The organism is Sphingobacteruim zhuxiongii (assembly GCF_009557615.1).
In the GTDB taxonomy this organism is placed as follows: domain Bacteria; phylum Bacteroidota; class Bacteroidia; order Sphingobacteriales; family Sphingobacteriaceae; genus Sphingobacterium; species Sphingobacterium zhuxiongii.
The window spans coordinates 4,248,757-4,263,708 of sequence record NZ_CP045652.1 but is presented as its reverse complement, the minus strand read 5'-3'; the positions used below and the strand labels follow the sequence as shown (position 1 = coordinate 4,263,708).

The 14,952-nt window shown below is 37.8% G+C and carries 11 protein-coding genes; 3 read left to right on the top strand and 8 right to left on the bottom strand.

Annotation, left to right across the window (positions count from 1 at the left end; genetic code table 11):
* Positions 1-123 precede the first annotated feature (123 nt).
* Together GFH32_RS17965 and GFH32_RS17960 are read right to left on the bottom strand one after the other, a co-directional pair.
* Positions 124-1,281 (bottom strand): FecR family protein, encoded by a 1,158-nt coding sequence (locus GFH32_RS17965; RefSeq protein WP_153512913.1) that lies wholly within the window; start codon positions 1,279-1,281, stop codon positions 124-126.
* 68 nt (positions 1,282-1,349) lie between these two features.
* Positions 1,350-1,892, bottom strand: a complete 543-nt coding sequence (locus GFH32_RS17960; RefSeq protein ID WP_153512912.1) for an RNA polymerase sigma factor — start codon at positions 1,890-1,892, stop codon at positions 1,350-1,352.
* Positions 1,893-2,477: 585 nt separating this feature from the next.
* On the opposite strand from GFH32_RS17960, the gene GFH32_RS17955 reads away from it, so the two are divergent.
* A complete protein-coding gene (locus tag GFH32_RS17955; protein ID WP_228384168.1) occupies positions 2,478-2,999 on the top strand; it encodes a hypothetical protein in 522 nt (173 codons plus the stop codon).
* Between the two features lie 135 nt (positions 3,000-3,134).
* Here the strand turns inward: GFH32_RS17955 and GFH32_RS17950 are convergent, their stop codons facing one another.
* Positions 3,135-5,462 carry a DUF6259 domain-containing protein gene (locus GFH32_RS17950; RefSeq protein ID WP_153512910.1) on the bottom strand — a complete coding sequence of 776 codons (2,328 nt, stop codon included), beginning with the start codon at positions 5,460-5,462 and terminating at the stop codon, positions 3,135-3,137.
* A gap of 235 nt (positions 5,463-5,697) precedes the next feature.
* Here GFH32_RS17950 and GFH32_RS17945 point away from each other — a divergent pair, with 235 nt between their 5' ends.
* A complete protein-coding gene (locus GFH32_RS17945; protein ID WP_153512909.1) occupies positions 5,698-6,072 on the top strand; it encodes a hypothetical protein in 375 nt (124 codons plus the stop codon).
* Between the two features lie 39 nt (positions 6,073-6,111).
* Here GFH32_RS17945 and GFH32_RS17940 read toward each other — a convergent pair whose 3' ends face one another.
* Genes GFH32_RS17940 through GFH32_RS17930 form a run of 3 tightly spaced genes read right to left on the bottom strand, consistent with a single transcriptional unit; the run spans position 6,112 to position 8,802 of the window.
* Positions 6,112-6,846, bottom strand: a complete 735-nt coding sequence (locus GFH32_RS17940; RefSeq protein ID WP_153512908.1) for a type II CAAX endopeptidase family protein — start codon at positions 6,844-6,846, stop codon at positions 6,112-6,114.
* Positions 6,847-6,863: 17 nt separating this feature from the next.
* The gene (locus GFH32_RS17935) at positions 6,864-7,781 is read right to left on the bottom strand and encodes a flagellar basal body-associated FliL family protein (protein ID WP_153512907.1); all 918 of its coding nucleotides are present in this window, start codon (positions 7,779-7,781) and stop codon (positions 6,864-6,866) included.
* A gap of 4 nt (positions 7,782-7,785) precedes the next feature.
* Positions 7,786-8,802 carry a tetratricopeptide repeat protein gene (locus GFH32_RS17930; RefSeq protein WP_153512906.1) on the bottom strand — a complete coding sequence of 339 codons (1,017 nt, stop codon included), beginning with the start codon at positions 8,800-8,802 and terminating at the stop codon, positions 7,786-7,788.
* Positions 8,803-8,982: 180 nt separating this feature from the next.
* On the opposite strand from GFH32_RS17930, the gene GFH32_RS17925 reads away from it, so the two are divergent.
* Positions 8,983-9,924, top strand: a complete 942-nt coding sequence (locus GFH32_RS17925; RefSeq protein ID WP_153512905.1) for a glycoside hydrolase family 43 protein — start codon at positions 8,983-8,985, stop codon at positions 9,922-9,924.
* Here the strand turns inward: GFH32_RS17925 and GFH32_RS17920 are convergent, their stop codons facing one another.
* Entirely contained in the window at positions 9,925-11,106 is a 1,182-nt protein-coding gene (locus GFH32_RS17920; protein ID WP_153512904.1) for an MFS transporter, read from the bottom strand.
* A 431-nt stretch (positions 11,107-11,537) separates the two neighbouring features.
* A complete protein-coding gene (locus tag GFH32_RS17915) occupies positions 11,538-14,720 on the bottom strand; it encodes a TonB-dependent receptor (RefSeq protein WP_153512903.1) in 3,183 nt (1,060 codons plus the stop codon).
* Positions 14,721-14,952 lie beyond the last annotated feature (232 nt).

Sequence of the window (14,952 nt, the reverse complement as noted above, 5' to 3'; positions counted from 1 at the left end):
TTATTAAGCTATGTAAACTGGGCAGGGGTATTGCCGTACCTCTGCTTCTTTCTTAAAATGTGGTAATTCTTTTCTTTTTTTGCCTCCTTATTTTAGGTTAGTTAGATATGGACAACATGTTCATTATTCTATGTACAAATCATCATTCTCTATTCTGAAATTATAGTTAGTTAGATCTTTTAGTACGTTGCAAACTTCTGCTAGTGAGCTATGTTTGGAAATGCTTCCAAAGTACCGCGTTTGGTTAATATTTTTGTTGTATTTGATGTTGACACCATACCAGCGTTCGACCTCATTCAGGATTTGATCCAAGTTCTTATTGTCGAAATAGAAATAGCCATTTTTCCACGCTAGGGCTTCCTCTAAATTTAAGATGGGTACAACTTTCATTTGGGTTCCCGTAATTTGAATTTCTTCCCTAGCATTTAGACTTACTTCACCCTTTCGTGCGGAGACTTTTACTTTCCCTTCAATTAGTTTTACACTGAGATTTTTGGAGTATGAATTGACATCAAATTCAGTTCCAACAGCTTGTACAGAAACGCCATTGCTTTCTACGATAAATGGACGATCTCGATCTTTTGCAACATCAAAATAAGCCTGTCCCTCTAAAATGATACGTCGCTCATTTTTAGAGAAATTGGCATAATATTTTATTTTCGAATCTGCATTCATCCATACTTTAGTTCCATCGCTTAGGATCACTTCATAGGTTGCTCTAATTGGTATTTTAAGGGTATGAAGCGGGTTCAAATGCTGATTTATATTTTTATAAATCAAAGTACTTCCATTGGCAACCAGTCCATGTTTTAGGGTTCTGTTACCATTGACGTCGATTAATGATATCGATTCTTCTCCCTCGATTTCTAATACTGCAGCGGGTTTTCCTGGCAAGATGTCGTTATGCTGTCCATAAACCTTGTCTTCAACAACATAATCCTTCTTAGAAATAGGCCGTTGGAAGAGGAAAAAAGAGACAATCAATACTGCGGCAGCAGTCCCTACTAACCAGCTCAATTTGGATATCGTGAATCTAGGATTGTTATATAATTTCGGGTTGTTTTCATGAAATCTAGACAACTCACTTTCTACATTGATTTTCCCAACTTCATATGGAATTTCTAATCTTCCATCTTGCAAGATTGATTCGATTACAGCCTTTGAATCAGGATATTTTTCCAATAATTTTTGGAAAATAGCCTCCTGTTCAGCAGTGAGCTCAATGCCTTTCACAATTTCTGCAGATAATTCTGCCAAAAGAATTTTGTCTTCTGATATCATAATTCAGACTATAGGTAACTTGGGAAGAAAAAAAGGGTGAATAAATAGGACGGTTTTTATTATATATTTTATAAGTGGTTGTAAATCAGGTATAAAATTTTAATAAAAAATAAAAAATATAGGCTTGCGGTAAATTTTGATTTGAGGTATTTTAATGCTCTCTGTCTTTGGGTCTTAATTGTATTTATGCTTAGATCCATTTCATCTGCAACTTCTTCATAACTTTTTTCCTCTAAATATATTAATTCACAGATTCTCTTGCATTGTTTTGGTAACCTTGATAATTCTTTGTGAAGTTCTCCAAAGATTTCTGCCTTAATCAAGTCATTTAAATAGTCAGCATGGTCTAATCCGTCATTGATTGTTTCATGGTTAAATCTGTAGCTAAGATTCCTTCGACGCACGTGGTTTAAACAAATATTTCGTACAGAGGTATAGAGAAAGCTCTTAATAAATATCTCAGGTTTTTGAAGGACCTCCTTATTTTGGGATAAGACGATAAAAGCTTCCTGTACCATATCTTCAGCAACCCCTTCACTACCTATGATTGAGTGGGAATAAGAGCATAGCCGAACAAAATATCGCTTGAAGATCTTATCAAATTGGTCCATTATCTTGACGAAGAAAGAGTTTTAGTTAGTCTGTATTGGATGATCCTTTAATACTAATTTAATATAGATTTTTGAAATATCTATGCTTAATAAGATTCATGCGGACATAAAAATTTGTTGAGCGCCTACAATATCTTCATTAACGGCACTTTTTACAGATTATAATTGCCAAAGTATTTACGCAAAATCGACGAGTATGTTTTTTAAAGGGCGATTTGTTTAGTTTGCCTTTTTTATGCCAGTAGCAGATTGTTATTGTATTCAAATCTCAGCTTAAACGATAATAAAAGCTGACTTTTTAGCTGCTTGTGCTATGTTTTTTTAGAAAATACTTGCCATATGTAAAGTGATAACGGTTTAAGTTTGTATAAATTGTCGTTCTATTAGATTAGAATGATTGATAATTTGCCAACTTATATTTCCCTATTATTTTCTTTTTGCACATTAGCAACGCTTTTTTTATTAGTTCGAGTAATTCGGGCATCAGACACGCTGAAGATTCGAAAGATTGCGGGGAAAATTACTTTTATCTTGGTGTTTTGGTTGTGTCTCCAAGTGATATTGAGCCTAGTTGGCATCTATAGCATGGATACGAGATCGATTCCACCAAAAATATTATTGTATGGAATTCTCCCTACGATTGTTATTATCACGATGACATTCGTCTCTCAAAAAGGAAGGGAATTTATGGATAGTTTATCGCTAGAGATGCTTCTGTATATACACTTGATCAGAATTCCAGTGGAGTTAGCCCTCTATTTACTTTCCCTCTATGAATTGGTGCCTAGATTAATAACATTTAGTGGGAGTAATTTAGACATTCTTGCTGGGCTAACAGTTCCGCTCATGGTTTATCTAAATACATCAAAAAGAAAGTACCTAAGAGCATTAAATTTATTTTGGAATATTATTTCTCTCGGTTTATTGCTCAATGTTGTTATTCTTGCTTTTTTATCGGCACCCTCACCACTACAAAGAATATCATTTGAACAGCCGAATATTGCCATGCTACACTTTCCTTTTAGTTGGTTGCCAACTTTTATCGTTCCAATCATCATATTTGTACATTTACTGAGCATAAGAAGACTGCTTCTTAGAAAGCCATAAATAACGGTTAATCCCGCGGTGTTATTCGCGATTAGTCTCTATCTACTTCTCGTGCACATAAGCTAAGGTGACAATGTCTTTTAGTTGAGGCTTGTCGTTATTTTGAAGGTTTTGCCGCTGGCTGATAATAACGTTCTAATTACCAATTTCGATAACGCATACGCTCATTCCTTTCAACTCGACGTCCAGATTAATTTTCCCATTTACGTAGTTTCCGACTTTAGTTTTCCCTTTTGCTTCAATCATATAGATGGTTCCATTATTCGGAAGCCCGTAGTCAGCTGCATTTACCTGATGAACTAACTTATATGTATCTTCTTGGATATTTGCGAGCGATAGACCAATATTGCCGTCGCTAGATTTCCAAGTGCCTTGATATACATTTGGATATTCATTACTGAAGGCTGTAACTTTCTCATTCTGGCCAGCATATATAGAAAGCTTTGACATATCATACACAGAATTTGGTACACTTAGTTTTAAGTTCTTCATATAACGACCGTTTAATAGGAATTTCAGCGCTCTATATCGAACCTTTGCTACATCACTGAAAAAGGCCATTTCTTTAGCTCTATCTTTCTTCAGAAAAGGTTGATAGTTTGCAATCATCGGTTGCATACCCCATACAAAAGAACGGGCTTGTTCAATTAAAAACTGACGATTAAAACGAGGGTCTAACAATGTTTCAGCATTTTCTGGAGCAAACTCTTTTGGCCACATCTCATCGTATGGGGGAGTTAAGAGCGATGAGTAATTTCCAAAAGTTACGGCGTATTCATGATAAACTGCTTGGAATAAAGGTATAGTCTCCGGCCCATTTACGCCAGCGTAGCGCTCTTTACTCACGCCAAGTGTAAGAAATGCATCAATGTATGGCAACCAAGCTTCTCCGGCTCCTTCGCCAGCAAAAGCAGCCTCCTTTGGACTTTTAGGTTGAGATCGGTTTAGTTCATCTCTTAATTTCACATGTTTCATCCAATAGTTTCCTCCACCGACTGGATGATCGTGATTTGGGTCATAACAGACGCGACTTAGACATGTTTGATCCATGTAAATTCCAGATACATGATATTTATTAATGGCACTGTCAACGAGGCTGGCATATTTTGCTTTCCAAAAATCGGTCGCTAAGCACATGTATGTTAGTGACTTCTTTGTGAAAATGTTGTACATGTGGCTTTCTAGTTGTCCATCGATATTTTTCGAGGCGGATAAATAAGCTTTTTCTTCATTCCAACTGGGCATTGAGGATCCCCATTTAAGTTGATTCATGTAAACTAAGGCGTTCACATTATTCTTCTTGGCCTGATCAATTTTTGAGATAAAGCTATTCCCATCTCTTGGAGGGAAATAATCAGGAAATGAATCATCGTAGGAGCCGCCGTGCCACCAATGCCATAAGACATTAACAGGAAGTTTGAGTTCTTTTCCTAAGGTTGTCGCTGGGTCAAGCACATTCGTAGCACGCCCTCTGTTCCAAACCCAAGCACCCGTATTCATTAGCCATTCGGTAACATTAGCATTTTTTAAACGACTCTGTTTCGCCCACCATTGCTTTCTTCCCCATTGCGCATAGATTTCAGCAGCATCCTGCCAATCACCATTAAATGTTCCTAAGCGAACTGAATAGCTTGGCTCATAGCGGTTAAGGTTCTCAGAAAACTCCGGAATATGGACAGCTTCAAGACCTAAACTTTTATTTTGATCCAGACGGATAACCATTTTCTTTGCATAGGCCAGTGAATCATCACATGCATAATATAACCCTATTTCATTTGGATTGTATAATGCAAAGAACTGCATGGCTAAGTGGTCGGGGTAATTCAGTGTTAAAGTTGTTTTGAGGTTCTTTGCATAATAGGATCTTGGATCTTTGGTCAGACTGCCCATCCATTCGGGAATTACCAACTCCTCTTTCCCTAAATCAGCTATATTGCTAATAATTGGGTAAGTCAACTGAGATAACTTTATCTCTTTCAAACCTTCCACAGCTATTTTCCATGAAGAAAAAGGCGTTTCTTTTTCTAAATTAATAGTAGCAATGATTTTAAGCTCAGAGTTAAGGAAGTTAAAATTTGACCATATTAATTGAATCTCACGATCGTTTTTATGTTCGATATAGTTGAAACTACGAGCGGCATTTGCGTCAAAAGTTAGCTTAGCCTTTCCCTGATATCCCTCTACAATGAAAAGTGAGGTCTTATCATTTGTCTTTGCCAGTAGGTTTTTGTCGCTTCTATTATCTCTAATAGACTCGAGAGCGCCTGTTTCTTTATTGATTTCAATTGAGATTTTCCCATTATCTAATCGTATTGAACGGTCGGCTTCTTGCGCAACTAAGCTCTTGCATGGAAGTATGGCAATTAGCAGAACCATAACCATTAGCTTACTATTGTAATGTGTTTTTAAAAGACTAACGTAGGGAAGGAAGTTGCTGCAAACAATTTGTTTGAGGAAATTCATAATAGACTTGTTTTTTTGGTCAGATTGTTATTGGATTCAATATCCAATAACAAGATACATTTTTTTTCTAAAAACTTATTCTAATGGCTTTCTCCTAATACCCATTAGCATAACTCATCTGTTGAAATCAAAATAGCTTGCTTTCTTCACTGATTTTTTCATTAAACTGTGAATTATTATTAAACCTTTTGGAGATTATGCAATCTTACTAAGCAACTAATTTAGCTTTCCGTATATGAAAAATTTAAAAAGTCTTATCGGCATTTCTTTGCTGTTCCTTTTTCTAAGTAGTTGTGTTACTTTTGCCGATTTTGATAGATCGATTGCCCAATGGAAGGGGCAAGACGAAGACCAACTGTATCAAGTTTTTGGTCCACCAATGCGCAGTCAAACGCTGAACGATGGTCGGAAACTAGTTGCTTACGATTATAGCTCTTCAGGTACTGATGGTCCTTGGTTCTGTGAACTAAACTTTACGATTCAGGAAAGTAAAGTTACACAAGCGACTTACAAAGGTGATTATTCTGCGTTAGTTGAACATTTAAGAGGAATCGATGGAGAAAAAGTGAGGGGACCAGAGTACAATAAGGGTGCATCAAGCGATAATTAGATAAAGATAGTGCATACGGTGTTGTCTATCTTTTTTTGTTTAGAGCAGATAGAAAATACAGTAAATCATCATGAAATTGAATGCTGCATGGGATGCGATAGCGCCGAAAATAGAGTCTGTTTTTATTTTAGAGATATAGAAAAGTCGACTTGCAGAATACATGGCTGCGAACCAAAGTAGACTAGGAACTGGCAGGAATTGCCATGTTCCTTGCCAATATATGATTCCGAAATGTGCCAAATGAGTTAGTGCAAAGGCAGCACTATCTATTCTCGATGCGGATGAGTGTCCAAATGAATTCGCAAAGCATTCGTGTACAATTCCTCGGAAGTACATTTCCTCCCCAAATGGACTAAAGAGCATGCCTGTACTTGCCATGATGAGAAATAAACTCGTTTTATCATTCAATGAGATGTCCGACGGGATGTTGTACGACTTGCCGATATAGATATACCAGTTCTCAATACTATCACTGAATAGAAAATATCCAATAAAATATAAAAAGAAAGCAAAGAGTAAGCCCTTAATAAATGCGAGTGCTAGGTTAAAATAATTAGAAGGTTTGCGCCAACCAATCGTCCATAATCCTTGAGGATTGAGGAATATAAATGGAATAAGAAATGAAACTAACATGATGATGCCAATGGCGCTATAGTTGCCAATTTTGTTTGCACTGAGAACCAAGTAAAAACGTGGGATACAAATTAGCAAAACTAATAACAAGCCAAACTTCCAATTTAGGATGACATACCTTGACCAAATCTTTCTTACCATTAGACTTAAGTACTATTTTACTCTTGAAAATAACTTTTGAACTTTTGCAAGTTCACATCATAAACCAATGCTAGTTTTACATCTTCCCCACGTAAGATTATTCCATCAGTGGGAGCGGGGCTAAATCCGTTGGAAATTTCCGACAGATAAATTTTCGACCCTTTTTTAAAAGAATTAATCCGCATTTTATCAGAGTAGTTTTCTGAGAATGCGACATAGGGTAATTCAGTCTTTTCATTATAACTCAATATCAACAAGCGACTATATTGTTTTTCATTGTTGTCTAATACGACAGCAATATCCTGTATTCCGTCATTGTCGAAATCACCAGTACAATAAGTTGATTGCGCACGCTCAGCATTCTGTGTGATGGTATAATCATTGCCGTTATAGCGGTTATTTTGAAGAATGAGTTGTTTATAACTGGTGCGAATAATATTGAAGGGCGATAGAGAAAAGTTCTTTTTATAGTCATCGAATTGATACGTAGGGACTAATTCTTTTTCATCGAACATGTATGCCGTCGGATAAGCTTTTCCTACTTGAGGTTCGATGAGATAAGCCCATGTTTCTTGGGAGGTACTGCGTTCAGGATCTTTAAAGACAAGCGTTCCAAAAGCCTGTGCAAACTTATTTCCAGTAGATTCCTCTACGCCAATAGCTCCTTGTTCAATAATCTGATAACGCTCGAAGTAAATGCCCTCCTCGCCAGAGGATTCTGGTACTACTTTCGTGATATTTGTAACCGGTGGCGAGCTTGTATCGACAATAGCGGGTGGGGTTTTCAATGCGTCTACATCGTCAGGGGTAGGCTGCGACTTATTCTTCCCTCCGCCGAAATAATACCAATAGCCGGAACAGCTTAGTATCACTATCCCTAGAATTATCCATATCCAGCGTTTGTTGGTTGATTGTTCAAATGATTCTCTTTCCATTCATTTATAGGATATTGCCAGAAATTAATTTTTTTAAAAATAAATCAAGATTCCCACCAGAAGCTAAGAAAACTCTAAAATCTTCACCATTAGGATCCTTCTTATTTAATGATTCGTTTAATGTGCTTTTTAACTTGTCGTTCACTTCGTTTAACTTGCTTGATAAGTCAGCGACTGAAAGCTTCATTTGTGCCGAAGGCCGAGCTAACAGCAACTCCTTTCCATAGTCAAACTCTGGACTCTCCAGCAATTGAGTAATCATTAATAAAACCAAAATTCGCACTTCATAGCGCTGTGACTGCGTGTCGCTGTAGGACTCATTGCGCAGTGCGGTAAGACGAGCCATCGATGCCTCTTTATCTCCCTGTTTATATACAATTTGTCTGATTAACTGCCCAACATAGCTATTGAAAAGATAAGAATTTGTGTTTTCTTCTTGCTTCATTAACAGATCAGATTCATCTTGATTCGTTAGAAACGCATCGAAATAAGAAGCCGATTTCTCAAAATTAAGAGTGTGGTAATGCGCTAAACCGAGGACTAAATTAAACTTGTTTTCGGTCGTTAACTCTGGATATTGTTTATAAATACGAAAGGTCTCATCGTATTTGTAGATATTGTTGGCATTAGCCATTGCATTATAGACCGTCAAGCTAGTGGGCTTTACTTTCATAGCTTTCAACGCATATTCGTACGCCTTCTGGTTTTCATTTATGTTGCTATAGGCTGCGGCTAAATTGGAAAGGTGGGTCTCATTATCCTGTGAATACAAAACGGCTAATCGGAACTTTTCCTTAGCCTTGTCAAACCGCTCTAAGCGAAAATAGGTAATGCCCGCATGTGATAAATAGGTCGGATTATTAGGCTCTTCTTCACAGAGCTTCTCGAAGATAACTAATGCTTTATGATATTCTTTTGCATCGCTAAGGCTATCTGCCATTTCAAACTGCTTATCCTTATCCTGCGCATTTAGGCTAGTACTAAAGCTTAATAAAGTAAACAGTACGAGAATCCATTTCATTTTTATTCCATTCAGTTAATGCTATTAATTTAAGGTTTTATTTTATTGATTGTATAGCATAAATGAAAAATTTCTTAAGATGGAAAAGCAAAAGATAGCGAGCAAAATAGGCTTCTTTCTGCTATTTCATTTCAGCGCTCTTTTGATTACATTTGTTAATCAACCTAAAAAACCGAAATCATGAATCTTAAATCCTTATGCTTGGGATGCCTATGTCTTTTTACAACAATCGTTAGCGCACAGATACAAGACTCGTTATTTGTCTTTTCCTATTTTAAAGGTAATGGGGAAGATGGATTGCATTTAGCATACAGTCAAGACGGGATGTCGTGGACATCACTTAAGAACGATCAATCTTTCTTAGCGCCGGAACTAAGTCCTGACAAATTGATGCGCGATCCATGTATTATTCGAGGAGGAGATGGTAAATTTCATATGGTATGGACAGTCAGCTGGACGCAAAAGGGAATAGGTTATGCTAGCTCGGATGATTTGATTCACTGGTCAAAGCAAACGTATATTCCGGTTATGGAACATGAAGATCATACTCGAAATACGTGGGCACCGGAGATCACATACGATGAAAAGAACAATCTGTATATGATTTATTGGGCATCAACGATTACAGGTGCTTTTCCAGAGACGCAGATAGAAGCGGATAATGCTTATAACCATAGAATGTATTATACCACAACGCAGAATTTCAAAACTTTTACAGAAACACAATTGCTCTATGATCCAGGCTTCAATTGTATTGATGCAACGATATTACCCTACAAAGGTAAATGGATGATGGTTATTAAAGATGAAACCAGAGAGCCTGCGGCGAAAAATTTAAAGTTGGCGTTTGCCGATGAACTGGAAGGGCCTTATGGCGAGGCGAGCAGTCCGATTACTGGTGATTATTGGGCAGAAGGGCCAACAGTAATGTTTGATAAGGGCATATGGACAATTTATTTTGATAAATATGTAGACAAGCATTATGGGGTTATCCAATCAAATGACTTGAAAACCTGGAAAGATAATTCCGATAAACTAAACATGCCGAACGGAATTCGGCATGGTACAGTGTTAAAAATATCGAAGAAGGAACTCGCCAAGTTAATGGCCGTGAAGCCTTAATTATTGATCTTTAAAAACTTTTAGGCGACTTGTCATAATAAACATTAAGAAGCCAAAAATAGAAAATAGAGCGAAAGAATAGCGTAAGCTAAATAGTTCGGCGACATAACCAATTAATGGGGGACCCATCAAGAAGCCTAGGAATGATATACTAGATACCATAGCTAATGCTACGCCCGCAGGGATTGTCTTATGCTTTCCAGTTACTGAATATACTGTAGGGACGTTACACGCAACACCAAGGCCCACCAACATGAAAGCTAAAGTACAGACCCAAAGATTTGGAAATACGACTGAGGACAACATACCGACAAACATCAATATACCAGAAACTTGTAGTGTTCGCTGTCTGCCGAATTTGCTGATGATATAATCGCCAATAAACCTTCCGGTTGCCATCATAATCATAAAAGAGGCATAGCCTAAAGTGACTAATTTCTCTGGTGCATGTACCACATCGTGGAAGTATACACCGCTCCAATCAAACATCGCTCCCTCGGTTGCCATAGAGAAGAAACCGATGATACCTAATTGAATGATAAGTCCATCAGGTTTATACTTCGTTTTTTTAGCGCCCGTTTCCGATTTGTTTTCCTCCGGAATTAAGAATGATTTATTCCAAAGTATATTACCGATTAATAGAGCTACAATCACAATAAAATGCGTGAAAGTATTAAATCCAAAGTTGATTGTCAGCAATCCAATTAAGGCGCCGGTGAAACCAGCAAGACTCCAAGCTCCATGGAATGAAGACATAATGGATTTGCCATACATATCTTCGGCAAGAACTCCTTGTGTATTCACAGATATATTACATAAGTTACCTGCAACACCGTAGAAGAATAATGATGCACCCAAATACCAAGCATTTGGTGATAGCCCGATTGGAATTAAAATCAACGCATAGATAATTGCTGCGAATGGTAAAATTACTTTACTCCCAAATCGGTTGACTAAGGCTGCAGATAGTGGCATTGTTATCAACTGTCCTATCGGAAGCATGAGAAGAATTGTTCCTAATTCGGCTTCTGATAGTCCTAGGGCGGTCTTAATCGTTGGAATGCGGCTTGCCCATGAGGCAAAACCCAAACCTTGACCAAAGTAAAATAAAGCAACAGCCAAACGGATTCTACTCTTTGCGGAAGGGGTTATCAGTTGACTGCTGGGAGATATGCTTGTCATTTCATTCAATTTTGATGCAAAGTTAGGATAAAAAATAATAGCATTCTTCTACATAGTGTAAAAAATACACTTTTAATTGTTTAATTCTAGTTGGCTGACTATCAGTTCGTTTTTATACTACCGTCACTAGGTCCATTAATTTGATTAGTCAATCTAAAAACGCGTCGCTCATAGCATAATACTAAACATTGTTAACCAGATTTTCTATTGGTCGAAAACTATCCTTTGAAACGATGCATACCGTTTTATGTGACGATAGTAGATTATTGTTTTCATTGAGCTAAGTTTTCGTGTGCGATTTAGTTAATCCCCCCTTATTAGCGGGGCTATGATTGCGTAGACATAGCTAAGATATTAAAAAAGGTAATGTCGAAAAAAAGAAAGAGCATCCCGAAGGATGCTCTCTATCTAAGGTTGATTATATTATTGAATTAGAATGCATATCGAACTCCGAATTGCGCTTGGAAAGGATTTCCTGAGAATCCTTTAGCACCAACGCTATTTACGGAATAATTATATTGTTGTGTCGCCTTGTTAAACCCGTCGACTTTGTAAAGCGCTTGGTTTCCTAGAGCATGGTTAACTCCCCACTCTTTATTTAGCATGTTCATAAAGTTGAAAACTTCCATTGATAACTCTAGACCATGTGTTTTGTAGAAACGTATATTCTTAGATAGACGTAAATCAATTGTTCCAAAGAAATCATTGATACCAGCATTACGTTCAGCAATGCGACCTGAGTATGTTGTCAACAGGTCTTTCATGCTTTGTGCAGCTTCTGGATTGTCTAAAATCCCTTGTATTCCTTTCTTGATTGCATCTGGAGTGTTTGCATTATTTGGATCGAAGATAAATGCTAAGTCATTATCTGAAGTTACAAAGTCACCATTGGTATTTCCACCAGAACGGAGCGTGTAACGTGTTCCTGCAACACCAGTGAAACGGAAACCGAATTGGAAGCCATAAAATGTTGGCGCTGTACCATAAACTACTGCTTTATGACGGAATTGATTGTCTGAATAGGTTATAGCACTTAAGTTACGCGGATCATCCATTACAGGCTGTACTAAAGTAGCCGTGTTCGCTACGTTTCCGTTGAAAGACGTATTATCTTTTGTGTCATTCCACGTGTAACTCGCGCTAACTGCACCATCTCTGAAGTATTGGTAAGTTGCATCTAATACGACCGCATATTGATTTACCTTGCCTAAGCTTGTTAATTCTAATACACGACCCAATTTGTTTGATACACGACCGTCTTTCCAATCTGGTTGACCATTTGTTGGGATTTTATCTGCAGGAACGTATACGCCACGATTGCCTTCATTCGCTAATCGGAAGAATGGATCATTAACTAAGTTACGTTCGATATAGGTATAGTTATTTCTTCCCAAAGTCATGAAGCCCGTAATACCTACTTTAAAACGATCAGTAACGAGTTTGGTATAAGATAAGTTTGCTTTGTATACCGTCGGAACTTTAGCGTCTTTGCCAGTGAAGTTAATTGTCGGTAATTGTTGACTTTTCAATGTTGGGATGCTTTTAGGATCGTTACGATAAGCATTAAAATCCGGTGTTGGAACCAAATCTCCGCGAACATCAACAGTTGCCAAGTTAGAACCATCAAATGTCAAATTGTTGATGATCATGTAATTATTGATGTCAGAGGCAAAGATACCACCTCCCACACGCAAGTAATCCGTTTGATTCTCGTTGATATCCCAAGAGAATTGAAGTCTTGGTTGAAGAATGAATGAGCTCAATTGATTGTCTGTTCTCAATTTTAGTTCATCATAAACCAGTTGATTGAAAGTTGCCTTTGGATATGCGGCATAGTCCATTCTTAAACCTGCAGTCATCTCTAAACCTGCAGCAATGTTCTTTCTTAACTGTCCGTAAAGTCCGAAGTTCATAATCGTACCACGTACAGCAATATCATCTTTCAATGGAACTTCACGATAGTAACGATATGGCTTTAAGTTTTCAAAGTTTTGCAAAGCACTGATTGGAGGAACGGCATTCTTATCACTCGTAAAGTGGAAACGGCCATTCACTTCCGATCCGTAAATTGATTTAGAGTTAGTTGCCATCACATCTAAACCAAATGTATATTTGGCGAAGTCTGTATCCCAATATAGATTATTTGTTAGTTGTAATACATTGTTCTTGAAACTCTCTTGAGCAAAACGATGACCTCCGATTTGAAGATTTGTCGCCAGTTCCTTTCCATCAATCGTGGAAGCTACGTTTTCTACGATTGCACGAGGAATATAATTCTTGCCGATTTGATCGCCCTGTGTCGAGTTTTGATAAACATATAAATGTTGTAGTTTAACCTCGTTCGTTACACGTGGAGAGATCGCCGTACGAAGCGTTGCCAAGAAGCTATTGTCAAAGTTCTTGTCATTACCGTAAGACTCCAAAAGATTGATACTTGTGTTATCGCCAAGACCCAATGGATTATAGTCATAGGTCATGTTATTGCGGATCGTCAAGAGGTTTTTCTCGTTGATCTGGTAGTCTAAACGTAGAAATGCAGCGTCTGATGTTCTGTTTTTATTAATCGAGCCATACTGTGCCTGCTTAGCAACACCGTACTTATTCTGCGCGATATTGACGAAATTATCTAAGGTTGTCTTGTTGATCTTGTATAAAATTTCATCAGCAGGAGAACCTAAATCGGCAATAAGTAAAGAGCGATTGTCTTGTTGTCTATCCCATACGACGAAGAAGTGTAATTTATCCTTAATAATCGGACCGCCTAGCGAGAAACCGTATTGATAGGTGGAATAGCTACCCATACGTTTGTTTCCGCGAATATCATAGTTGCTCGTCAACCAATCTGCGCGACCGAATAGAAATGCGGAACCCGATAGGGTGTTTGTTCCAGATTTGGTAACCGCAGAAATGGTTCCACCACCACTGCGCCCAAAGGTAACATCATATTGATTGGTCACCACTTTAAATTCCCGAACCGCCTCCATAGAAATGGAATATGGAGCGCCACTTCGTGCTGTAGTAGCTCCTGCTGAGGTCGGGTTTTTAGCATTCATACCATCGATGGTAAAGTTCGTCGAAGAACCTAATTGTCCAGATAATGAGCCTCCCGCTGCTAAAGGAGAAAGATCTGTTAAGGTGGTGAAATTACGACCATTAACAGGCAATGACTTAATATCTTTGGAAGAAAATGCCGTAGCCGCACCAAAATAGTCTTTGGAGTTCTTTAAGGATGAGGCTGTCACTTCAACGACATCGAGCGATGTGCTTGAAGATATCAGCTTGATATTGACGCGTGAAACGTCACCTTGGTTCAACATAATGCCGGAGGCAGAACCGTTTCCTTTTTCCATATGATTCGCTTGTACGCTATATGGACCACCTAGGGGTAGCTGCTTGATATCAAAGTTTCCACGTTCATTCGTGACTGATGTAGTTGTAAATCCAGTCGATTCATTCCGCACGCGAATAGTCGTGTTGGTAACTGGATTGCCCGATTCATCACGTACGGATCCGGTGATAGAAGCTTGTGTTCCCTGTGCAAAGACTTGAGAAAACAAACTAAAGATCAGTAGTGGAATGAGCAGAAAAAGTTTTGTTGAGTATTTATTATTCATATCTATGTTAATTATGGCTCAAAACTAGAGTAGGAATATTAACTAAACATAGATTCACTGATAAGAAGTTGTTATAGTTGTGTTAAAAATATGTTTATTAGAGGCTGTTATTGTTAACTCTAAGTTTATGCTGGCGTAAAAATGTTGCCTGGTTGCTATTTTTTCGAGAAATGAGGGAAATCTTAAACAATTTGAGTTTACAGCATGAGTACATTTACTATTTCGTTTTCTT